Consider the following 22388-nt stretch of genomic DNA (forward strand, 5'->3'; position numbering starts at 1 on the left):
TTCGACTCGGTCAGTTTCGACTCGCGCACCAATGAATCGTTTTACAAGGTGGACGCCACATCTGGGTGGTGGAATACCGGATCGGAGACCGAGTCGGACGGCAGCCCCAACCTGGGCCACAAAGTCCGTCCCAAGGGCGGCTATTTCCCGGTAGCCCCGGCTGACCACTATGTCGACCTGCGCGACGTCATGCTCACCCACCTGACGAACGCCGGTTTCAGCCTGGAGAAGGGCCACCACGAGGTGGGCAGCGGCGGCCAAGCCGAAATCAACTACAAGTTCAACACGTTGCTGCACGCGGCTGACGACCACCAGATGTTCAAATACATCGTCAAGCAAACGGCATGGCAGGCCGGCAAATCCGTGACCTTTATGCCCAAGCCCCTGTTCGGCGACAACGGCTCGGGCATGCACTCGCACCAGTCGCTGTGGAAGGACGGCGTCCCGCTGTTCTACGACGACGCGGGATACGCCGGGCTGTCGGACATCGCGCGGCACTACATCGGCGGCCTGTTGTATCACGCGCCGTCCCTGCTGGCCTTCACCAATCCCACGGTGAACTCCTATAAGCGTCTGGTGCCCGGGTATGAGGCGCCGATCAACCTGGTCTACAGCCAACGCAACCGCTCGGCCTGCGTGCGCATACCAATCACCGGCAGCAACCCCAAGGCCAAGCGTCTGGAATTCCGATGTCCCGACGCATCGGGTAATCCCTATCTGTCGTTCGCGGCCATGATGATGGCCGGCTTGGACGGCATCAAGAACAAGATCGAGCCGCCTCCCCCGATCGACAAAGACCTCTACGAGCTCCCGCCGGAAGAAGCCGCGGACATCCCGCAGGCTCCGACCCAGCTATCCGCGGTGATCGACCGGCTGGAGGAAGACCACGAATACCTCACCGAGGGCGGTGTTTTCACGCCTGACCTGATCGCGACCTGGATCAGCTACAAACGCGACTACGAGCTCGCGCCGTACAACCTGCATCCCACCCCGTACGAATTCGCGCTCTACTACGACGTGTGAGCTGTCACTCGAGGGGGTCGGGCGCCCATCGCGGCCGGCGCACCTCGGGCCGCTGCGCGCCACGCGCAGCCGCGAGCGCCACCGCGTTCTCCCCGTTGATCGCAGTGATCGGCGGGGGTTGGCCCTTGCGCAGCGTCGCGATCAGCTCGCGATATGGGCCGATCAGGTACACCGTGTCACCGGCCTGCATTCGAGCGTCGCGTCGCGGGCGCAACCTCACCGGTCCCTCCGGCCGGATGATCGCGATGACACGTGTCTGAGTGGACAGTTCCACCATGCGCATCCCGTCGAGCTCGCTGCCCTCCGCTACCAGCATCGCGCCGACCATGAACGAGCGCTGTCCGACCCAGAACGTGCCCAACACCTTCAGGCCCATCGCCGCGCCGATGAACCATGGTGCTGCCAGATCCACGACCGACCGCACATTTTCAAAACCGAATTGCTGGCTCACCGCGGCGCTCAACGCACGGCCTTGCACACGCAGCACGATCGGCACTTTGGTATCGGATCCCAGGACTTCCAGCAGGACGATGCCGGTCCGGATGTTCTCCATGTCGTCCTGGGTCATCACCGCTACTCCGCGGGCGCGATCGACGCGTGCCGATTCGAGCGTCTGGCGCATCGTCGAGTCGCCGAAAATCACCGGCACGTCAAGTTTGGCGACCGTAGACAGGAGCCGGTTGTTCTCGTCTTGCTCGATCACGACGACGTCATATCCGGCAGCGACGAGGTCACTGACAACGCGGATGCCCGTTGACCCCAGCCCGACGACGATGATGTGGTCGCGCATCCGGCGGGCCCGCCGCAGACCGGCCGTGTGGACGAAGCGGCGTGACAACAGCAGGTCCGAGATGAGCGCGACGAGGATGGCGGTAATAGTCACGCCACCGAACATCAGTCCGATAGCAAACCACCGCAGCACACCGGACTGTGCCGCGAAACTGAAGTCGCCGAAGCCAACGCTGGTGATCGTCTCGGAGGTGAAGTACAACGCATCGAGCCATGACATACGTGGATGGACGTAGCTGAAGCGCACCATGGTGGTCGCGCCGAAAATCAATACCAACGTGAATATTGTCGAAGGGAAGAGCAACGGGTTGGCGTCCTCACGCATGGCACGCACGGCGTCGATGGCGCGTCGCATCCTGGAGTGGCGAGAGCGGGTCGCCGTCGAGGGTGGCACCGAGATTCCGCGGGCTTCCATCTCGTCCTTCGGGCCGATCATCGAGGTCCAGTCGCCCTTGAACACCTCTAAGTCCCGACCCGGGCACGGCACCACCTCGCCGGGGGTGGGCGAATTCTTGCCATGGACCACCGCGACCGGCGCCAGGTCTTTATAGAGGTCGCGCAGCGTACCATCCTTGGGCGCCTCGGACCCCCAGACAACGAATTCAACACCGGCGGTGGAGAACTGGTGCGCATTGCGAGACAGAACTGCCTCGACGACGGACGGCGCCGCGAGGTCGGCGACATTCAGGATCGCGCCGGGGCCGCTGACAGCAGCAACAGCGTCACGCAGCACATTGTCCGCCAGACGCGCCACTACGCGAACGTTTGGACTGAATCGCCTTGCCAGTAGCGCGATTTCGAGATTCACTGCGTCATTGGGCCCCGCGCAGACCACGGCCCGCGCGCGATGCACCCCGGCGCCCAGCAGCTCGGCGGCGTTGGTGATCCGGATGATCCGGGCACCGGCCCCCCTCAGCTCATCGATGATCGTGTTCGCCAGCGGGTCGTCACCACAGACGATGATCTCGCGGTGAAACTGAAATGTCTCGCCATCTCGCGCAGCAGCCGGCCGGTTTTTCTGCTGGCCTGCGGGCTCGGTCAGGACTGGCATGACCACTCCCATCTCCGCTCACACCTAACAGTTCACACTTCATATGACTATCGGCCACAAATTCGCAAAGCGCTACCGGAGACGCCGGGATAAAGTCAGCCAACAGCGCTGCGCCACAAGCGGAGTCGCTTCGCAACACGATCGACTCACGCCGGTCACGCAGGAGAAATAGTCGAGGGGTAGCGCGGCTACGTGCCTGAGTAGTCCACCTGCCAGTGCTTGATGCCGTTGAGCCATCCCGACCGCAATCGCTCCGGAGTCGCCAACGAGGTGAGGTCGGGCATGACGTCGGCAATCGCGTTGAACATCAGCTCGACTGTGAGACGCGCGAGGTTGGCACCCAGGCAGTAGTGGGCGCCGGTGCCGCCGAAACTCAAGTGCGGATTGGGATCTCGCAGCACATTGAACGAGAACGGCTGGTCGAACACGTCTTCGTCGAAGTTGGCCGATCGGTAGAACAGCGCAAGCCGCTGGCCCTGCGTGATCGGCGCGCCGCCGAGTTCGGTGTCACGCAGTGCGGTGCGCTGGAACGCTGTGATCGGTGTTGCCCAGCGGATGATCTCATCGGCGGCAGTCGACGGGCGTCGCCCTTTGAACGTCGCCCACTGTTCCGGGTTGTCCAGGAACGCCATCATCCCTTGAGTGATCGAGTTGCGGGTCGTTTCACTGCCGGCAACCGCCAACGTCACCACGAACAGCCCGAACTCCTCATCGGAGAGTTTGTGGCCGTCGACGTCGGCTGTGATCAGGCGGCTGACAATGTCATCACCGGGATGGTCCGCCTTGTCAGCGGCGAGCTGCATGCCGTAGAACATCAATTCGGCGGCCGATTCGAGTGCCTCGGATTCGGCGAACTCAGGATCCTCGTCGCCTACCATCGCGTTGCTCCAGTGAAACAGCTTCGATCGATCCTCGAAGGGGACCCCGAGAAGTCCGGCGATCGCCTGCAGCGGCAGCTCGCTGGCCACCTGCGCCACGAAATCTCCGCTCCCGGCTGCGGCTGCATCCACCACGATCCGACGAGCTCGCTGTGCCAGGTCCTGACGCAGCTGGTCCACCGCGCGCGGGGTGAAGCCTCGTGACACGATCTTGCGCATTCGGGTGTGCTGCGGGGCATCCATGTTGATCATCGAGAACCGCCCGGCCTGGATCTGCCCGCGTGCTGTTTCCTCGTCGACGTATCGCGGCACGATACAGTTCTGAGCGCTGGAGAACAGGTCGCTGCGCCGCGACACCTCACGGATATCGCGGTGTCTGCTCACCACCCAGTAGCCGCTGTCGGTGAAACCTCCGACGCCCGCGGGTTGTTCGTTCCACCAGACCGGCGCTGCCTGCCGCAGCTGACGTAATTCCTCGGTCGGGAGGCGGGTCGCGTACACGTCGGGATCGGTGAAGTCGAACCCCTGCGGAAGTTGCGGTTTCGTCATGACACCTTCCTCACGTCAGCCACTGGTCAACAAGATCGGCCCATCGCCGCGAGAGGGTCGTCTCCATCTCGCCGCGCTGTCGTTGTCCGTTTACTTCCTCGGACTCAATGCTGCCGATCGTCAACCGCGCGACTTCGTCGACTTGATCACGGTCCAGTCCGAGCGCCGTCAGAAAGTCCAGGTCGCGCTGAAGGTCGATCTCGTCCGGCAGGTTCGAGCGCGCCAGCAGGACCGCCGCGTTCTCCTCGCCGACCTTTAACAGCATGGCCACCAGGCTGGACTTGCCGACCTTCACAAAGCGGTCACACCGGCCGGCGGATCGACAACTGGATTCCGTTATCGCGCATGATAGTTCGGCACTGTTCGGGGGTGTAGTCGAAGTTCTCCAAGTCCTTGACGTAGGACGCGGGATCGGCCAAGCCTTCGACGTGCGGGTAATCCGAACCCATGATGATTTGGCTTTCGCCCAGCAGTTTCAGCAGGCTCGCCAGTTCGTCCTCGTAGAACGGCGACACCCAGACATGGCGCTTGAAACTCTCCCGCGGGTCTTCTTGATAGATCTGCGGGATCTGACCGTAGGACTTGGTCAGCTTTTCGAAGAGGTGGAACACCCAGGTCGATCCGCTCTCGATGCACGCCATCCGCAGGTTCGGGAACCGTAGGAAGAGGCCTTTGTGCAGATGATTGGCAAACGTGTCCTGCAAGGGGTCGCCGGAAAACAGGCTTCGGAAGCCCAGGAGCGCCTGGAACGACATCATGTAGTCCGATTCGCCCCACGCCGGCATGAACTTCGAGTAGTACGTCTCGCCCGAGTGATAGCACACGGTGACGCCGGAATCATTTGCCAACTGCCAGAAGTCGTCGAACATGGGGTCTCCGGGCGCCCGCATGCCGACATCCGTCATGACCGGGCCGGGGATCATGACGATGAAGCGTGCATCGCGTTCCAGCGCCCACTCGAGCTCGCGGACCGCATCGTCCGGCTTGCACAACGTGATGTAGGGCGCGGCGAAAATCCTTTCCTGGTAGGCGAATCCCCAGTCCTCGTCCATCCAGCGATTGAACGCCCGGAATGTCGCGACGGTGGCGTCCAGGTCCGGCAAGAGAGCCTGCTCCATCCCGACCCCGAGCGTCGGCAACAGGATGCAGCCGGCCATGCCCTGTTCGTCCATCAACGCGAGCCGCGCGTCGCGGTCCCGATACGCCGCCGGGATCGGCTCCAGGTCGCCGAAAAGCGCGTTCAGATCAGCGCCTCTGGGGTTGCGGCCACGGAAGTACTCGTCGAGCGCGCCGGGCTTGCCCACCGGGTCGAACGTCGGATTCGGAATGAACCTGTTGACCCTGCCACCAACGAGGAGACGCTGCTTGCCGTCAAGTTGGGCCCACTGGATCGCCCGCTTCTTGTAGGGCGACTCGATGTGGCGGGTGAACGCGTCGAGGGCTTCGTAATAGTGGTTGTCGCAGTCGAAGAACTGGAAGGGAAGCTGTGTGGTCATCGCGGGTGTCCTTTCTGTAGCGACGATTTAGTTGCGCGGTAGGCCGAGGACCATCGATGCGATGACGGTCAGCTGGATCTCTGGAGTTCCGCCGCCGATCAGTTCAGCGGGTGCGTCGAAATACGGTTGGATCACTGCCGGTTCGGACTTCTCCAACATCGCGATGCGGCCGGTCAGGGCCAGAGTGGCAGTCCACGCGCGCCGCAACAACGTGACCATCGCGTACTTGGCGATGCTGGAGGTCGGGCCCGGACCCTGGCCCTCCACCAGTCGAAGGGTTTCGCGCAGCACCACGGCTTTGATTGCGGTGCTGTAGGACTCGATCTCGCCCAGCGCCCGCAACGCGGCATCCTGCTCTGAGCCGGCTACTTCGGCCACCCTGCGAAGCGCATCTGCCCGGTCGATGCTGACGTAGTTCCCGATAGCCGTTCGTTCGACCGCCATGGTCGATACCGCCAGGCTCCACCCGTCGTCAGGCTTACCGACGAGCATGTCGTCGGGCACGAACACGTCGGTCAGAAACACCTCATTGAACTCGAAGCGTCCGCTGGCCTGTTTGATCGGCGAGATCTCGACACCGGGTGACGTCATGTCGACGAGGAAGTAGCCGATGCCGCGGTGCTTCTTCGCATCGGGATCCGTTCGGGCCAACAGTGCTCCGAACTGAGCCTGGTCCGCCAACGACGTCCAAATCTTGTGCCCGTTGACCAGCCATCCCCTGTCGACCTTGACGGCCCGGGTCGACAGCGACGCCAGGTCCGAGCCGGCACCGGGTTCGCTGAACAATTGACACCATGGCTGTACACCGCGCACGATCGGCCACGCGAAGCGCTCACGCTGCAGGTCCGATCCATTGTTGAGGATCGTCGGCAGGATCCACTCCGCGATACCGAGCGAGGGTCTGATCAATTCGGGGCGTTTGCCGAACTCGTCGGCGATGATCACCTGCTGCACCGCCGAGGCGCCAACACCCCACGGCGCGGGCAGATTTGGCGCCACCAATCCTTCCCGCGCGAGCAGGTCGCGCTGCGGACCGACGGCAAGGCCGGGGGTCCTGACGTCCCCGGAATAAGGATCGTTGGACAGACTCAGCGCCTCGTCGAGCGTGGCCGCCACACGGGCCCGGAATTCGGACTCGACGTCGCCTAGGTTGATTGTGGTGGAGCGCTTGAGCGTGCAAGCCAACTCCCCTACCTTCCGCGTCCAACGGGTCATCGGACCCGACGACGCCGCCAAGCTGGTGGCCCGCCGCCAGTACAAGTGCGTGTCGTGCTCCCACGTGTAGCCGATCGCACCGAACATCAGCAGAGCATCGAGCACCAGGTCGGGGGCCGCGCCGACCGCCATCACAGCGGCCGACGCGGCCGCGAGACGGTTCTGCTCGATGGACTCCTCTGCTGCCCTGACCGCGTCCCACGCCGACGACGCGGCCAGTTCGGAATTCACCAGCAGCGTCGCAGCCTTGTGTTGCAGGGCCTGAAAGGCTCCGACGGGCCTGCCGAACTGCTCACGCGTGCGGATGTATTCGATCGCGGCATCCGCGCAACGGCGCACCGCCCCGGCGGCTGCGCACGCGGCGAGGGCCACCACGACGCAGCGGGCCCGCTCGGTGGAGATACCCGATATTTCCGCGGCGTCCGGTAGGACGTGATCGGCGAGTTTCACAATGCCCACGTCGGTGCACAGATCGGTGCCTTCTTGCGATTCGATCGTCAGGCCCGGGCCCGATGTGGCCACGAACCATCGTTCGCCGCCGTCGCCAGTGCGGGCCGCCAACAGAAGATGTTGCGCTGCACAGATTCCCAACACCGATCCAGACAACCCGTTGAGCCGCCACAAGCTTCCGTCGCGCACCGCATGAATGTCGCTATGTTCGGGCAGGATGACGACCCCCGTCGCGCCTGAGGCGAGATCAGTCAGCAGCGGCTTGGCCGACGCATCTCCCAAACCTGCCACTGCGCTCGCTGTCACCGTGCTCAGCAGCGGACCGGGCAACAACGCAGCGGCGGCCGCCTCGACCACACAGGCCATGTCTGCCAGGGTGCCGTCCTGCCCGCCGACGTGCACTGGAAGGTGCACCGAGTGGAAGCCGCTGTCGACGAATTCCTGCCACCAGGAAGGCAATTCGCCGGCCGCGATCGAACCGAACGCGGCACGGGTCTTGTCGATGGGGGCGTGCCGAGCCGCGAAGCGGCTGACCGCGTCAACAAGCTGCTCCTGCTCGACAGTGATCGCCAGTGCCATGGAGCGTCAGCCTTCGAGCCCGAGAATACGGGCGGCGTTGCCGTACAAGAACTTCGGCCACACCTCGTCCTTCAGCGGAACGTTGGGCATGTCGCTGAAGATCCGTTCAAGCGACAGTCCCATCGGAAAGTAACCGGCGTACAAGATCTTGTCAGCGCCGCGGGTATTCGCGTAGTCGATGATGGCCTTCGGGTAGTACTTGGGCGCGAACGCCGACGTCGAGTAGTACAGGTTGGGCCACTTCAGCATCAGCTTGACGGCGAGATCCTCCCACGGCTCGCAACCGTGACGGGTGACGAACACCAGATCGGGGAAGTCGAACATCACGACGTCGATTCGTGAGACTTCCTGCGGGGCAAAGGGAACTCGCGGACCGGGGACTCCGGCGCAGACGAAGATCGGAAGGGCGAGGTCGACGCAGGTGGCGTAAATGGGGTACATCTTCGGGTCGTCGATGGGCACCTGCGGAAAGGTTCCCGCGGGGAATACCGACGTGGCGCGGATCCCGAACTGCTCGTGGTCGCGACGAATCGCGTTGACCGAACCCATCACGTCGTTGGGATCGTCGATGTTTCCGGACGGCACGAAGCGGTCCGGAAACATCTTGAGCGCCAGCTGCGCGGAGTCCTCACCGACGCCGATCATCGCCTTTTCGATACCGAATCGGTCCATCTGCTGCAGCACCAGCGACACTGGGTCGTCGGTCGACAGTCCCTGCGGCACGTCTTTGAACATGTACTCGACCGGAAATTCGAAATCTTCCTTCGATTCCCGGTCTTTGGTCTGCTTGCGGATGAAGTCGTACTGGGCGGAGCCCTCGTGCGGAAACCCGATCATGGTGTCGATCACCGGTAGTCCCACCGGTCCGGGCATGGAGTCCTCCGATCGCAATGACGTGCCGCGAGTAACCGGCCTGCGGGTCCATACTGAAACATGGTTCTACTAAAGTCAATGTTTGAATAGGGCTTTCAACTGGTCTAATATGACCTGACGCCCCGCGATCGGGGATCTTGATGAGAAATCTGTTCTGTTTTGCAGTCGGACCCGAGTCGGAGGTGGCGCCGTCAACACTCCCGTGACACAGCCTGATTCCGCCGTCGTGCCGCTGACGGATATGACCAGCCGCCAGCTCATCCGGCGAGCGACGATCATCGAAGCGGTCATCGAACTGATTGCCGACGTCGGCGCCGAGGCGGTGCAGATGCGTGACGTCGCGAAGCGCTCGGGAGTGGCGCTGGCTACCGTCTATCGCTACTTCAACTCGAAGGACTACCTACTCGCGGCCGCACTCGAGGACTGGCAGAAGCGACTCACCCGGCGCATCCTCGCATCGCGCGCAGGCCGGAGCGATCAGGATCCGCTGCCCGGCATCCTGGATTACCTACGACGTGCCCAGCGGGCGTTCCACCGCAACCCCAATATGACCGCGCTGATGTTCCAGACGACGACATCGACCGATTCCCAGGCCAGGGCGACGATCGATCAGATGAATCGCACGAATACCGAGATGTTCAACAGGCTCCTGGAAGGCGTTGCAGCAGAAGAGATTCCGAACATCACCTTCGGTCTCAACGCCGCGCTGAGCAGCTCGCTTGCCGGGGTGCTCGCCGGCATGATGACGTTGGAGGAATCGTTGAGTCGCGTCGAGTGGGTAGCTCGCAGGCTACTGACGGACCGGTGACGCTCACCGTCACTTGATACCCATCTGATTGCATTCCAAGACAAACAGGTCAGCGGGCGGATCCGAACCGCGCCGGTGTATTTCCTGGCCCTCACTGGTCGAATAGAAGTGGTCCTGCTGAGCTTTGACACATCGCTGCAGCTTGTGCTGCCCCGAGTTGTACCAGAGCATCCACAACGCCACGACAACGACAGTAGTAACCACGACTGGCAAGAACATTCGCCTTCTCAACTACGAACCGTCCCCGTCATCGCGGAAAACCCCATCTCTATAGACGACGCTTACCTTAATAGACTATCGCTCGCCGCCGATTCGCGACCCATCATTCTTCGGGGCCTTCCGATTCGGATGCCGAAAGGGCCTGACGTAACTCGCTATACGCGTCGACGAGCTGCTCAAGCGAGAAGCCGAGATTCAAGCCGCTCGGGTTGGGCAACACCCATGCGTCGGCTCCGGCGAAGCCCGGGCGATACCGGCCCCAGGCGACGTCTGACACGCCGAGCATGCAGGCTAGGGCCCGCTTTCCGAGAAAAGCGATCGCCCGCGGGGCGTAGCGGCGGATCTTTGCCTCGAATTCGGGTTGTGCACGCCGGAACTCCTCGGGCGAAACCTCGCTGGCTGACCGCGTCGGTCGCCGGACCACCGCGGTGAGCCCGCACCCATAGTCCAGCAGCCGACGCTGATCGGCCGGCTGTAGGCGGACATCGGTAAATCCGGCCAGATGCAGCACGGGCCAGAATCGGTTGTTGCGGTGGGAGAAGTGGTAGCCGTCCTGGACGGCGCTGGATGCATAATTCAATCCGCAGAAAACGACATCGAGACCTTCGGTCAAGATATCTGGTTCAAACTCGGCCACATCCGGTCAGCCGCGGGCGACTTGGTCAAGCAACGAATTCACCTCGGGGAAAGGCATTCCCGAAGTGGCCGAGGCAATGTCGCCGTTGGCGAGTGCCGTCGCCGCAGCTTGCAGAGAAGCCGCGACGTGGGTGTACAACGAGACGCCCACACTGATGCGCTTGACTCCCGCAGCGGAAAGCTCAGCCACCGTCGGAGTCTCTGACATGGTGCCCACCACAATGTTGACCGGTTTGGGCGCAACAGCTTTCACGATCGCCTTCACCGCGGGCATGTCGGGTGGATATGGGGCGTAGAGAACGTCGGCGCCGGCCTCTGCGAACGCGGTCAGACGTCGGATCGTGTCGTCAAGGTCGTTGCGGCCCTGGATGAAATTGTCCGTGCGCCCCGTCAACACGATCCGGCCCTTGGCCGCTTTGGCCGCCGCCGCGACCCGGGCGACTGCGTCATCGAAGTCGCGGATCGGGTTGGCGGGATCGGCGGAGGTGTCCTCGACACCGATCCCGGCCAACCCGGCTTCGATCGCGGCACTCACCGTCGCGGCTACGCCTTCGGGCGTATTGCCGTATCCATCCTCGAAATCACCGTTCACCGGCAACCCGGCGACCTCGATCAGAAGCTTGGCGTGCGCGAGATGCTCGTTGACACTGACTGCGTGCCGCCCGTCGTGGCGGCCCAGCGTGGCTGCGAACGCCGCCGACGACGTCGCCAGCGCGGCGAAGCCGGCCTTCTTGAAAATGAGGGCCGACAACCCGTCCCAGGGATTGGGCATCACGAAAGCCTCAGGTTGCTGGTGCAAAGCCAGGAACCGCTCGTAGTGCTTGGCCTGGGTCATGATGCCCTCCTGTCGCTCGTGACACCGTCAGCGTCAATGGTGTGCGCAGGTATTCCCCGGCGCTGTCAAGATCCTCAGTATCTAGGTGAGCGGTGACATGTCGAGTAGGCACAAATTGTTGCAATGCGTTAGGCACGGCATACTTCTTGGTGCAATGACCGCGACGATCGACCTACTCGATGTGGCCACACTTCCGCTGGCGCCGAAAAATCCGCTGCCCATCCGGCAGGTGCTGTCAGCGGCGCGGGTTTTGCACACCGGACTGCCGCTGCTGAGCGAGGCCGGCGGACCGGTGACCCGCTTCGTACCGCTGCCAAAGTTGTTTGCCCCGGCCCTTGTGCTGGTCACGTCGCCCAACGGGGTGCGCGATGTGCTGGGACGCGCGGACGGACTCACCGAGCGATGCCAGATCCACCAGGAAGTGCGGAACGTGGCGGGCGACAACCTCTTCGTCCTGCCCAACAGCGAGTGGGCCCCACGCAGACGCGCACTGCAACCGGTGTTCACCAAACAAAACGTCGACAGCTTCGGCAGACACATGACGCAGGCGGCGCAAACGTCCGCCGATCATTGGCGCGAGGTAGGTGGCGTCGACCTCGACGCTGAGTGCCGCCGACTCGCCATGCGGTCGCTCGGCCGCTCGATTCTCGGTGTCGACGTCAACGAATTCGGTAACGAGATCGCGCAGAACATGCACCTGGCATCGGCGTACGCGACCGATCGTGCATTACGGCCGATACGTGCGCCGCGGTGGCTCCCGACGCCGTCACGCCGTCGTGCTCGCGCCGCGGTTACGACGATGCGCCGGGCCACCATGGAGATCCTGCAGGCGTGCCGCGCAGATGCGACCCGCGATGCACCGCTGGTTCGAGCGTTGATAGCGGCCACCGACCCAGACAACGGCCGGCCACTCTCCGACGAAGACATCAGCAACGAGCTGCTGATCTTCATGCTGTCGGGCCACGACACGACGGCGACCATGCTGACCTACGCCTTGTGGGAACTCGGGCACCATCCCGACATGCAGGACCGGATCGCCGCCGAGGTTGCCGAGATCGGCGATCGAGAACTGACGCCCGACGATGTCCCCCGGCTCGAATACACCGCCCAGGTGCTCAACGAGTCGCTGCGACTGTGCCCGCCGGCCGCTGGGGTCGGCCGGGTGGCGCTGCGTGACATCGCGGTGGACGGGTACCGAGTGGAAGCAGGCACCATTGTCGCCGTGGGGATTAATGCCCTGCACCGGGATCCGGCCTTGTGGGAGCGCCCGCTGGTCTTTGACCCCGATCGGTTCAGCCCGGAGAACTCCATGAACCGCGACCGCTGGCAGTTCATCCCGTTCGCCGCCGGGCCACGTTCGTGTATCGGTGAACATTTCGCGATGCTCGTGACAACCCTCGCGCTCGCCACCATCGTCCGGTCTATCCGCATCCGTTCGACGGACAAGGACTTCCCGCTCGAATCGCCGTGCACCACGGTCGCAAAGGGGCCTATCCCGGCCCGCGTCGACGCGCGGCGGTGAAATTGACGGTTTCATGAAACGGCCCCGGAGGAATCTCCGGGGGCCGTTTCTACTGCGCCTACCTTCTCGCGGTTAGCGATGCAGCGACGCCACATGGCTCGAATAGTCATCAAGCTCAAAGGAGTTCGACATCTTCACCATATTCTGAACCAACAATCGCTTGCCCGGCAGACGCTCGGCAAGACGCGTGACATTGTTTCGCCATTCGACGCCGAATTGCGTTCGCGGAGTCATGATGTACGCGTTGGACGGTGCATACTGCTGGATCGTTTCGGTGAAGGGCCGGAACTTGCGTTCGTAGCGAGCGAACGCGGTTCGATGGTCACCGCCCGCCGCGGCCAACTCGCCCGCCAGCACGTATCCCGCCACGAACGCCATCGTGGTGCCATGCCCAGACAACGGCGAGGCACTATGTGCAGCATCACCAAGTAGTGCAACGCGGCCCTGAGACCACGACCTGAGCTTCACTTGCGTACAGGTATCAAAGTAGAAGTCGCCAGCAGTATCGATCTGTGAGAGCAATTGCGCTGCTTCCCAACCCATTCCACTCGCACGCGCCAGAGCGATGCGCTTCTGGGCAGCGACATCCCGCCAGTCATAGGACGGCGGCCCACCCTGAAAACTCAGGAAGGCCATCACCCTGGAATTGTCGGCGATTGCCCGCATCCCGATACTGCGTCCGGCCTCGCTGTACAACACAGTGCTGTCCTGCAGCCCCAAGTGGTTTTCGGCGGTCCAGAACGAGACATAGACCCCGAGGTGCTTCAACTCCACGTCCTGGGCTGGCATGACCATATCGCGCAGCTCCGAGTGAACACCGTCGCCACCCAAAACGAGATCGAACCGCTCGGTCCCGCCCGAGGCGAACGTGACGTCGACGCCATCGTCGCTCTGCGCCAGGGAGTCAATGCGATCACCGAAGCGGTAATCGACCCCGGAGCCTGCTGACTCGACGACTGTCCGTGACAGCTCGCCTCGAAGAATCTCGATCTCAGCAATGGGACCGTCCCCACCGTAGTCGCGGACGTCCAGCGTGCCACGTATTCTGTTGCGGCTATCGACGAATGACATCGAAGCGTTCGGCTCGGTGACGGCCCGCACCGCCGAATCAATGCCCATCTTTTGCAAGGCAACGCGCGCGACCCCGCGAAGGTCGACCAGCTGACCACCCAACCGCAATTCGGGCGCCTTCTCGACGACAACGACGTCGGCGCCGTAGCGCTCGAGCCAGAAGGCGACCGTCGGGCCGGCGATGCTCGCCCCTGAAACCAAAACCTTCAGCGCCTCCACGGGCGTTACCTCACAGAACTCGATTCCATGGAAATACAGTCAGCGGGTGCTGTTAACAGCGTTATCACCAACGTAGGGTTAACATCGTTAACATGTCAAGGTCGTCGGAAGCCATCGCCGCAAGGGACGCCCGCCGTGTCACCATCACCGAGGCTGCTCTCGCAATTGTGCAGGTCGACGGACTGGAACAGCTGACGATGCGGCGGCTTTCGGATAGCACTGCGCTCCAACTGCCGTTGATCTATCGGGTGTTTGCCAACAAGCAAGCCCTGATCGACGCGATGGCCGAGCACATCTTGGCGCGCGCACTGCGCGACGCGCCGGCATCTCGACCCGACCCGCGCGGTGATTGGAAGCACGTAGCCGTCACACTGGCCGACTCGCTACGCTCTGCCCTGCTCTCCTATCGTGACGGGGCTCGCATCCTCGGTGGTAGCTATGTGGCACAACAAAACAACATGACCTTCGCCGACCGGCTCATCATGTCGATGGAGCGTGGTGGGTTGACAGGCACTGCGGCGCTGTGGGGCGCATCGACGGTCTTCTGTTACGTGTTGGGTGAGGTGTTGGAGCAACAAAGCAGTACCGTGCAAGTGGTCGCTGAAGTGGACAAGTTGCAGGTTCGTTCGAGCTATCCGCATTTATACGCCACCCCCCTGCACGAACTGATCAACTTCGATGGGCGTTTCCAGTACGGGATCAGGGCTGTGATCGGCGGCCTCGCGCACGCGTCTCTCCACGACGACGCCGGGGCGAAGTGATCGGACAGGTTCGCGATCCGACTGATCGCGTTGACGACGAGGCCAATGTGGTGGACGACTCTCACCGAACGAACAAGGCGGCCTTATACGTTCATTCGTCGATGTTGCCCTTTCGGCACCAGGCGGCCGGCGGAGTCTCCGTTGCCCTTGCCTCGTGGTCGATCGATCCGGCGCGTTCGCGAACTGTCGGCATTCGATCGTCAGGGACGCTGATTTCCCAAACACGTTCCTAAAGCCCATGGAAACGGCCCTCGGAGAAATCTCCGGGGGCCGTTTCCACCAGCTCGACGCGTATGCGCATTGCGCGGATCACGGCAACGCCACCGTCACAGTCCTGGCCGGCCAGGCCGCGCGCTATCGCGATTCTGGAAGCCGATCTCGCGTACGGGTCTGCCTTTGGTACCAACACCGTTCACGCATTGAGCACCTGAGAGTTGGCCCGTGCATATATTGCGTCGAGGGCCGCGTATTCGGCTTCCGCGATCGCGTCCAACGCGAAATCCATTGCGTCATAGGCATAAGCCTCGGACATGTCTGCGTCCACCGAGGCGTTGTGTGCGTCGATCCGATCTTTTGTTTCGGACGCCCGCGCCCGGACCTTGCCGACGTGGGCATGCCACTTATCGCGAATCTCTTGCCAATCGGAAGTCGCGTTGCCTCGGGCTGCAACCGCCTTGTCCTTCAAGCGATCAGCGGCTGCGTCGGCCTTTTTACGCGCGGCGTCGACGTCAGCTTTGAGTTGATCGCGAGTCCTCTCACCCGCCACCCGTATCTTGTCCGTCGCGGTTCTTGCTGTGTCGGCGATCTTCTCGAACTGCCCGTTGAGATCGGCGTCTGACATGAAAGGCTCCCTTGTCCACCCAGGGCGGCCCATCCGCCCTACCGTCATATCGTCTGCGGTGGGTGCCCAGATGTCAGTGTTCACGGTGACACCGTCGAAGACCAGATAGTGTTGCGCGCGAGCGAAGTTCGGGTCTGCCCGACGTGGTCGCAAAAGCAGCAGCGGGGTGGGTCGGGTCGGCATCGGCGACAGCGCCTCGCAACGCTCGGGCCAAGCGGAAGCCGGCCCAATCCGGGTGTGTAAGAAGACACCCCGGTTGGCGCGAACTCGTGGACGACGACATCGACACGCCTCGTCACCGACCGGACGATGAATCACGTCCAGTCGTCAGGTGACGTCTGCGACTGCTTCGCATCGAGTGCAGATAGGTTGAAAATAATGGCGAATCCAGCAACACCACAGGAATTTCCGGCCCTCACCAATGTGTTGGTCTTGATTGGTCTGCCCGCAGGTCCCACCAATTGCGCACTACGCAAACACGTGCTGTTCAGGCCGCCCGACGGAGTAACGGTCAACCTCTTCGACGACCTTGCCAGCTTGCCTCGGTACAGCGAAGCCGTGGAGACGCACCGGCTGCCGCACGAGGTTATCGCCTTGCGTCGGGCCGCTGCTGAGGCCGATGCGGTACTGGTCGTCACGGCCTATCGCGGGCACGTCCCCTCGATGGTGCATTGCGCTATCGACTCGCTGACGCGTCGCTGGCATCATGGTGGACTCCACGACAAGCCGCTTGCCGTGATCCGTCGATCGAACGGCAATTACAGCGGCGTCTGGTCACACCAAATCGGCTACACCCGTGGCCGTTTGGGTTCCAGAGTGATCGAGCCATTGACCGTGGCGACTCTCTGCGAAGCGGTCAGAAAGCTCGCGGACGAAGTGCATGGCGGCAGCGCCGCCGCAGCGAAGTGACCCTCGTTGCCGGCCGCCTAATCGGTGGCGTGGCGGCACCCAATCGATTTGCGCGGTATCGCTGCGCGGTCAACACCAGAATGCTGCGGCAAATTCCCTGCTCCGCATGACACAATCGCCAACCGCGGTGACTGTCGTGTCTTGGCTACACTCCCGAGCAGTACGCTTCGGCGTGCACAAAGGCGTCCAGTTTCTCGGCGTACTCCCGAGCCTCGGCGGGATAGGTGAACGCACGACCAAACGGCGGCAACGCCAACATCGGTAGCCCGTCGTGTCCCACTCCGCAAAGTACGCAATGACTTCCGTGGGGTCGAGTCGTATAGATTCCCCGGTACCCCACCGCAGTGACCTCCCCGATGAAGGCCGAAGAGTGCCAGTTCATGCGACCACTCCCTGTTCGGGTTTGGCGCCTCGGACTTTCGCTTCGTCCTTGAATACCCTCCAGAACGATCGGACGGACGCGGAGTCGAGATTGATCAGATCCGCGCGGTCGTCTTCGCGGAGACGGGCAACCGTCAGGTAGCCGTCCCGCCCCACGTCGGCGCGGGCTGGCCAGGCCGGAACGACCACTACTGGGTCGGCGATCGCTATTGAAGGCGTCGTCACTAACTTCATGGTGTCCCTTCGGTACTCGTAGCCAACGCCAGTGGCAAAGAACGCCTTCCTCGAATCCAGCTTCACACCAAGGATTTACGCGCCCCCTATCCGCCCTGGGGGACTGCCGCGATGAGCCGGGTGTCCGAGAAGCAGGCTTGCGTCCCCTCACCATTGTCGTCAGAATTGCGAATCAATCTGTGTAACTAGATGATCGCTTTCGCATTGGACGCAGTCGATGTTGTGTAGTCCACCGTAGGCAGTCCGTCGGTGTTGCCGCGGACATCAGGGTTGCAGAATTTACGCCGCAGCCTTGCCCAGTTCGGCGGAGTTGTCGTTGGAGTCGCGTTCCGTTTCCAGGTATTTCCCCTGAATGATTGCCAAGGCATCAGCGCAGTGGCTGGCGGGGATTATTCGTCCGCCGGCGGGACTTCATCACGGATCGCGCGGTAGACCGCGTAGGGCATGGCGAGCAGCCATACCGAGAAGATGATGAGCGGGATGTAGAAGCCGAGGATGCCGCCGTAAGTGAACGGGCCTGTCTTGAAGAACGTGATGACACCGGTAGGGATGAACGCCAACGCCACCCACAGACTGAGATAAGCGACCCACCGCGGGAAAATCGGTATAGGAGAACGATCACTGAAGACGGCCGCCGCGATGGCGATGTACTGGACAAAGAAGGGGACGAAGTCCATCACCAGTATGAAGAAGGACATGTCGTGCAGGCTCTGGGTGACCTCGGGTGACCGGTAGGGCCGATAGGCGGTGGCCGACATCATCAGTATCGGCAGGAAAAGGAATACCCAGCCCACTGTCCCGGCCGCCAGTTGCAGGTAGGCCAGCGTGGGCTGCCGGGGTTTCATCCGCAGCATCTGTCGGGTGATGAGCGCAGTGATCGGTCCAAATCCGCCCATGCCGACGAGCGTGATGAACAAGCCGAGGCGGAGTCGGTTGGTGTGATCCTGATAGAAGGTCGCGATGTTCGCCGCGCTGTAGTCGGCCGGCGGCACCGGCAGCAGCGCTGCGATGGGCCAGAAGCCAACCAGGAGAAGGACCACTCCGACCACACACGACCAGGCGCATCCCAGCTCGATACGACGATTCACCTCAGCCTCTTTCGTATCGTCGGTCGTTCAGACGCCGATCGCGTCGAAAGAGTCATGGTCGTCGATGGCGGTGGATAGCCGCTTGATGATGGCCAGACAGGTGTCCACGGGTTGCATTTTCGGCTGGTAGAAGGCGCGCCCGATGGTGAATGCCCAAGCCGAGTACGGGTAGAAGAGAGTCTGTCGGTATCTGAGCCAGGCCTCGTCGAAGCTGGGCGCTTTGCCGCCCGCCTCATCAAGTGCCCCCAGGTACTGTTCGAGCAGCTCCTTCTCCCACCTGCGGCGGTCTGCGGGTTCGCAAGCAGAGCCAACGAAGTACGCGAAGTCGTACGCCCAGCCGCCCTGCAGGGTCGCTTGCCAGTCGGTGAGGCCCATCCGGCCGCCGCGGGTGATGTAGGTCTGCCCGACATGGCTGTCACCGTGCAGCAGCGTGGGCGGCAAGACCTCGGTCGCGATCTCGAGGCCCTTTTGGGTGCCCGCCCACAGCCGATCGGCCTGGCCGTGCAGGCGGGTGGGGATAACGCTTTTGGCCCGCTCCATACCGACGGCGCACCGGCCTTCGAAGTCCATGAAGTTCGCGACGTTGTTGTAGTGGTCGATGGGCTTCTTGAGGATTTCGAGTTCGGGGGCCTGCCACCACACGCCGTGGTAGGCGGCCATGTTGCGCAGCACATCCTCGACCTGGCCACGGGTCAGCGGTGTCGTCGGCTTGATGAAGATCGCGCCCTTTGTGGCGGCGATGTCTTCCATGACAATCATGCTGCGCCAAGAGGACTCGTCAACCCCGCCCCAATAGGCTTGTGGGGCCTCCATGTCGACCTTCGGGCGAAACGTTAAAAAGAACTGGCTTTCGCCATGCAGGACCTCACCGCCGCCGAGCACGAGGCGCTGGCTAAACGCCGCGGTGGTCTTGGTGAAGAGCTCCGTCGGCAGGCCCGCCGCCCGGCCCGCGTCGTTGTAGGTCACCCGTAACGCGGTTCGGGTGGAGGTGCCGACGCTGCCTCCCGGAGTTGAGAAGGAGACGACACGTGCGCCGGGGTGCTCATGGCAAAGTACGTCGGTCAGCCATTCCTCGTTCAGATCCGTGCCGTTGCGTGGAACATCCGCACGCGCACGCAGCACGGGTGGTCGGATCCGTTCGCCGACCATGTGGGCGCCGATCTCGACCGCGCGCTTGGCAAGCCACAGCTTGTAGTTCATCAGCCTCCCAGCCTCTTCTCGTCGCGTGAGATTGCGTTCAGAAAGACGATGGACATGACGACCATCCAGACGAAGAAGTCAACGGCAACCAGCCAGAAGGACAGCAGGCCGTTGTAGGCGAGGGGGCCGGTCTTGAACAGACCCATGAGGCTGGCCGGCGCCATGGCGAGCGCGGCGTAGATGTTGTAGTACCCAACCCAGCGCGGGAGGATCGGCGCCGGGTTGACGTCGCGGAAGACTGCCAGGGTGATGATGATCATGAAGATTGCGAATGGTGGCCAGGTGTAGAGGAACAGGAAGAAGCCCAGGTCGTTGAATGCTTGGACGATCGTGGGGTTCTCGGCGCGGAATGCCATGACGGTCCACGCGACGGCGATTGTCGTGATGACCGCCGCGCCGCCGCCGACGTTGGCAAGGGCCGCGACGGTGAGCAGGGGGACGCGTTCCATCCGGCGGATGTAGAGGACGATCGGTGCCGCCCAGGTCACCCAGAAAGACCAGAAAAACGTCACCAGAGCCGCGCCGATGAGGATGGAGGTTTGATGCTCGTGCACGCGCTGGAGAAGTTCCTGCGTGTTCAGCGTTGGTGAGGGCGGCGGAACCATGTGCATCAGCCACCCGAAGCCGACGATCGTCGCTGCCACGAGCACCAAGCCAGACCACACGAACAGCCGCATCAGCAAGGGGTCTATCCGGAAGGTGGCCAGCCATCCACCATGCACCGGCTCTGCTGTTGTCGAGGTATCGGTTGGTGTCATGTTCGTCGGTGTCCTCTCCTGTGTATCTCCATTCGGGTTCCGTACAACACAGGTGCCGCGAGGTGGCCGGGTCGGTCGGGCTGCGAGCAGGTCGCGGATTTGCTCATCGCCGCGGTCAGGCCAGCGCAAAAACGAGGATGACGACTGTGCACACGATGGCGCAATACGCTTCGAACAGCCCGCGAAGTACCGTCGGCGCCCCACGTAGCTCCATGAAGTACAAGCCGACCAGGCGCACTTTGATGAATGCGATGAGCAGTATCACCACACTGGCCAGGGTGTAATTGCTGAACCCGTGCTGAGTGCCGAGCGTCCAGGAGACGACGGTGGCGAGAATCAAGAAAATCCAGACCACACTCGCGGGCGTGCGGACCAACCTCGTCACCGTTGTCACCTGACCAGGAAGATCAACGGGAACAGCACCAGCCACAGTGCGTCGACCATGTGCCAAAAGCACGCCCCTCCTTCGAAGAATGCCCATTGGCCTTGCGACAGATCAGGTTTAGCGGCCATGGACCGCAGGACGATGAGCACCACCAAGCCGATTACCAGGTGGAAGAGGTGCAGGCCGGTGAGCACGAAGTAGAGCAGGTAGAAGTTGTTGACCGACGGGGTCTGGTGCGCCGCGATTCTTTCGTGGTATTCGAATATCTTCACCAGCACGAACGCGATGCCGCACAGAAACGCTGCGATGATAAGGCGTTGCGCGAGCGGTCGCTGCGCCGATCTCATTGCCCGCACCGCCAGGACCACGAACAAGGAGCTGATCAGGAGAAACACGGTGTTGACCGCACCGAAGCTCTTGTTCAGTGTCGCCTGCGACGCGTCGAACACTTCGGGCTGTTTGCTTCGCTGGACCAGGTAATAGGTGAAGAAGACGGCGAACACCGACATGTCGCCGAGGATGAAGATCCACACCCCTGCCTCGCCGGGGATCTTCTTCTTGTTCACCTCTGGCGACGTGCGCGCGTCGACGGTGGCTGACCCGGGAGTGACTTCCTCGCCGCTACTAATGACGGCGTTCCTCGGTGCCGTCATACGGCTGCCGGAGTCCGGCTGGCCTCGATCTCCGGACGCGCCTGGTAGCGATTGATCGCCTGCAGGGTGGTGACCGACATGGTGATCATCCAGCCGAAGAAGATCGCGAAAGGCATCCAGAACGCTCCGATGCCGTTGTAGGCGAACAGCCCGGTGTGGAAGAACGCGATCAACCCGGCCGGGAAGATGAGGATGGCACACCAGAAGTTGAGGTAGGCGACCCAGCGCGGATACAGCGTGGGAACGTTGTGATCCTTGATGATTGCGATCCCGAAGATCGCCATGACCACAGCAAACGGTGGCCAGGTGAACAGGAAGTCAAACCACACCCAGTCGTTCATGATCTGCATGACCGACGGATCCAACGTCTCGGGCCGAAAGGCAATGACCGCCCAGGTCATCGGGATGAGGATGAAAAAGACGTACCCGCCACCGTTCAGCGCGATCGACGAGTAGGTCAGGATCGCGAAGCCGCGCTCCATCTTGCGGACAAACAGCGTGATCGCCATGCTCCAGGTGGCCCAGAACGACCAGAACATGCACTGGATCAGACATCCCAACCGGATCTCGTCGCGTCGATCGATGAACCGCTGCGCCAGGTCATGGGCCGACAGTGCCGGAGAGGGCGGCGGGATGAAGTGCATCATGAACCCCTGCGCGACGATCATCGCGACGATGAGCGCGATCCCGGACCATACGGCCGCTTTCATCAGGCCGGAATCCATCCGAATCTGTTTGGTCATGTGCTCTAGCTCCATCGGTGTAAGTGCCGTCGTGCACTCAAATGCCGCGCCTCAGGTGGTTCGGCTGCGTGCAACGAGCCTATGGTCTTAGTATGCGCCACTAGCTTAGATCATGAGTGCCACTTTTGATAGAGGTGATCTCGAAAATCCGAAGAGCCTGCGTAAGTAAGGGTTCGCGGACCAGCACCACACCGCCGCGTCGTACCGCACGATCAATCCGAA

At 62.4% G+C, this 22388-nt stretch carries 24 protein-coding genes; 5 read left to right on the top strand and 19 right to left on the bottom strand.

Going from position 1 to position 22388, the window contains the following annotated elements; translation table 11 throughout:
* Positions 1-1023, top strand: a 1023-nt coding sequence (gene glnA, locus WAN02_RS02135; RefSeq protein ID WP_422262402.1) for a type I glutamate--ammonia ligase, incomplete at its 5' end; no start/stop codon positions are given.
* A 4-nt stretch (positions 1024-1027) separates the two neighbouring features.
* Here the strand turns inward: glnA and WAN02_RS02140 are convergent.
* The 6 genes from WAN02_RS02140 to WAN02_RS02165 form a co-directional block, all read right to left on the bottom strand.
* Positions 1028-2863, bottom strand: coding sequence for an NAD-binding protein (locus WAN02_RS02140; RefSeq protein ID WP_422262404.1), 1836 nt, complete (start codon positions 2861-2863; stop codon positions 1028-1030).
* Between the two features lie 188 nt (positions 2864-3051).
* Positions 3052-4290 (bottom strand): cytochrome P450, encoded by a 1239-nt coding sequence (locus WAN02_RS02145; protein ID WP_422262406.1) that lies wholly within the window; start codon positions 4288-4290, stop codon positions 3052-3054.
* A gap of 10 nt (positions 4291-4300) precedes the next feature.
* Positions 4301-4585: a hypothetical protein gene (locus WAN02_RS02150; RefSeq protein ID WP_422262408.1), complete on the bottom strand. Its 285-nt coding sequence runs from the start codon at positions 4583-4585 to the stop codon at positions 4301-4303.
* Between the two features lie 7 nt (positions 4586-4592).
* Positions 4593-5786 (bottom strand): amidohydrolase family protein, encoded by a 1194-nt coding sequence (locus WAN02_RS02155; RefSeq protein ID WP_422262410.1) that lies wholly within the window; start codon positions 5784-5786, stop codon positions 4593-4595.
* A gap of 27 nt (positions 5787-5813) precedes the next feature.
* Positions 5814-8030 (bottom strand): acyl-CoA dehydrogenase family protein, encoded by a 2217-nt coding sequence (locus WAN02_RS02160; protein WP_422262411.1) that lies wholly within the window; start codon positions 8028-8030, stop codon positions 5814-5816.
* 6 nt (positions 8031-8036) lie between these two features.
* Positions 8037-8903: an amidohydrolase family protein gene (locus tag WAN02_RS02165; protein ID WP_422262413.1), complete on the bottom strand. Its 867-nt coding sequence runs from the start codon at positions 8901-8903 to the stop codon at positions 8037-8039.
* A gap of 202 nt (positions 8904-9105) precedes the next feature.
* Here WAN02_RS02165 and WAN02_RS02170 point away from each other — a divergent pair, with 202 nt between their 5' ends.
* Positions 9106-9711: a TetR family transcriptional regulator gene (locus WAN02_RS02170; protein WP_422262415.1), complete on the top strand. Its 606-nt coding sequence runs from the start codon at positions 9106-9108 to the stop codon at positions 9709-9711.
* 9 nt (positions 9712-9720) lie between these two features.
* Here WAN02_RS02170 and WAN02_RS02175 read toward each other — a convergent pair whose 3' ends face one another.
* The 3 genes from WAN02_RS02175 to WAN02_RS02185 form a co-directional block, all read right to left on the bottom strand.
* Entirely contained in the window at positions 9721-9924 is a 204-nt protein-coding gene (locus WAN02_RS02175; protein WP_422262417.1) for a hypothetical protein, read from the bottom strand.
* Between the two features lie 109 nt (positions 9925-10033).
* Positions 10034-10543, bottom strand: a complete 510-nt coding sequence (gene mug, locus WAN02_RS02180; protein ID WP_422262419.1) for a G/U mismatch-specific DNA glycosylase — start codon at positions 10541-10543, stop codon at positions 10034-10036.
* 30 nt (positions 10544-10573) lie between these two features.
* Positions 10574-11401 (bottom strand): isocitrate lyase/PEP mutase family protein, encoded by an 828-nt coding sequence (locus WAN02_RS02185; protein ID WP_422262421.1) that lies wholly within the window; start codon positions 11399-11401, stop codon positions 10574-10576.
* Positions 11402-11555: 154 nt separating this feature from the next.
* Here WAN02_RS02185 and WAN02_RS02190 point away from each other — a divergent pair, with 154 nt between their 5' ends.
* A complete protein-coding gene (locus tag WAN02_RS02190) occupies positions 11556-12923 on the top strand; it encodes a cytochrome P450 (protein ID WP_422262423.1) in 1368 nt (455 codons plus the stop codon).
* Positions 12924-12995: 72 nt separating this feature from the next.
* Here WAN02_RS02190 and WAN02_RS02195 read toward each other — a convergent pair whose 3' ends face one another.
* A complete protein-coding gene (locus WAN02_RS02195) occupies positions 12996-14213 on the bottom strand; it encodes an FAD-dependent monooxygenase (protein ID WP_422262425.1) in 1218 nt (405 codons plus the stop codon).
* 92 nt (positions 14214-14305) lie between these two features.
* Here WAN02_RS02195 and WAN02_RS02200 point away from each other — a divergent pair, with 92 nt between their 5' ends.
* The gene (locus tag WAN02_RS02200) at positions 14306-14974 is read left to right on the top strand and encodes a TetR/AcrR family transcriptional regulator C-terminal domain-containing protein (protein WP_422262427.1); all 669 of its coding nucleotides are present in this window, start codon (positions 14306-14308) and stop codon (positions 14972-14974) included.
* Between the two features lie 412 nt (positions 14975-15386).
* On the opposite strand, the gene WAN02_RS02205 is transcribed toward WAN02_RS02200, so the two are convergent.
* The gene (locus tag WAN02_RS02205) at positions 15387-15815 is read right to left on the bottom strand and encodes a hypothetical protein (protein WP_422262429.1); all 429 of its coding nucleotides are present in this window, start codon (positions 15813-15815) and stop codon (positions 15387-15389) included.
* A gap of 309 nt (positions 15816-16124) precedes the next feature.
* Here WAN02_RS02205 and WAN02_RS02210 point away from each other — a divergent pair, with 309 nt between their 5' ends.
* On the top strand, positions 16125-16724 hold the full coding sequence (locus tag WAN02_RS02210) for an NAD(P)H-dependent oxidoreductase (protein ID WP_422262431.1): 600 nt from the start codon (positions 16125-16127) through the stop codon (positions 16722-16724).
* A gap of 145 nt (positions 16725-16869) precedes the next feature.
* Here the strand turns inward: WAN02_RS02210 and WAN02_RS02215 are convergent, their stop codons facing one another.
* From WAN02_RS02215 to WAN02_RS02250, 8 genes are all read right to left on the bottom strand, one after another.
* Entirely contained in the window at positions 16870-17106 is a 237-nt protein-coding gene (locus WAN02_RS02215) for a hypothetical protein (protein ID WP_422262433.1), read from the bottom strand.
* Positions 17103-17405 (bottom strand): hypothetical protein, encoded by a 303-nt coding sequence (locus WAN02_RS02220; RefSeq protein ID WP_422262435.1) that lies wholly within the window; start codon positions 17403-17405, stop codon positions 17103-17105. The genes WAN02_RS02215 and WAN02_RS02220 overlap by 4 nt, the downstream gene beginning before the upstream one ends.
* A gap of 323 nt (positions 17406-17728) precedes the next feature.
* A complete protein-coding gene (locus WAN02_RS02225; RefSeq protein WP_422262437.1) occupies positions 17729-18427 on the bottom strand; it encodes a hypothetical protein in 699 nt (232 codons plus the stop codon).
* Between the two features lie 27 nt (positions 18428-18454).
* A complete protein-coding gene (locus tag WAN02_RS02230) occupies positions 18455-19627 on the bottom strand; it encodes a phosphotransferase (RefSeq protein ID WP_422262439.1) in 1173 nt (390 codons plus the stop codon).
* Positions 19627-20385 carry a hypothetical protein gene (locus WAN02_RS02235; protein ID WP_422262441.1) on the bottom strand — a complete coding sequence of 253 codons (759 nt, stop codon included), beginning with the start codon at positions 20383-20385 and terminating at the stop codon, positions 19627-19629. The genes WAN02_RS02230 and WAN02_RS02235 overlap by 1 nt, the downstream gene beginning before the upstream one ends.
* Positions 20386-20500: 115 nt before the next feature.
* Positions 20501-20770, bottom strand: a complete 270-nt coding sequence (locus WAN02_RS02240) for a cytochrome C oxidase subunit IV family protein (protein ID WP_422262443.1) — start codon at positions 20768-20770, stop codon at positions 20501-20503.
* A gap of 5 nt (positions 20771-20775) precedes the next feature.
* Positions 20776-21423, bottom strand: coding sequence for a cytochrome c oxidase subunit 3 family protein (locus WAN02_RS02245; protein WP_422262445.1), 648 nt, complete (start codon positions 21421-21423; stop codon positions 20776-20778).
* A complete protein-coding gene (locus WAN02_RS02250; protein WP_422262447.1) occupies positions 21420-22166 on the bottom strand; it encodes a hypothetical protein in 747 nt (248 codons plus the stop codon). Before WAN02_RS02250 ends, WAN02_RS02245 begins: the two co-directional genes overlap by 4 nt.
* Positions 22167-22388 lie beyond the last annotated feature (222 nt).

Origin of the sequence: Mycobacterium sp. (assembly GCF_049281135.1) — a bacterium.
Classification (GTDB): domain Bacteria; phylum Actinomycetota; class Actinomycetes; order Mycobacteriales; family Mycobacteriaceae; genus Mycobacterium.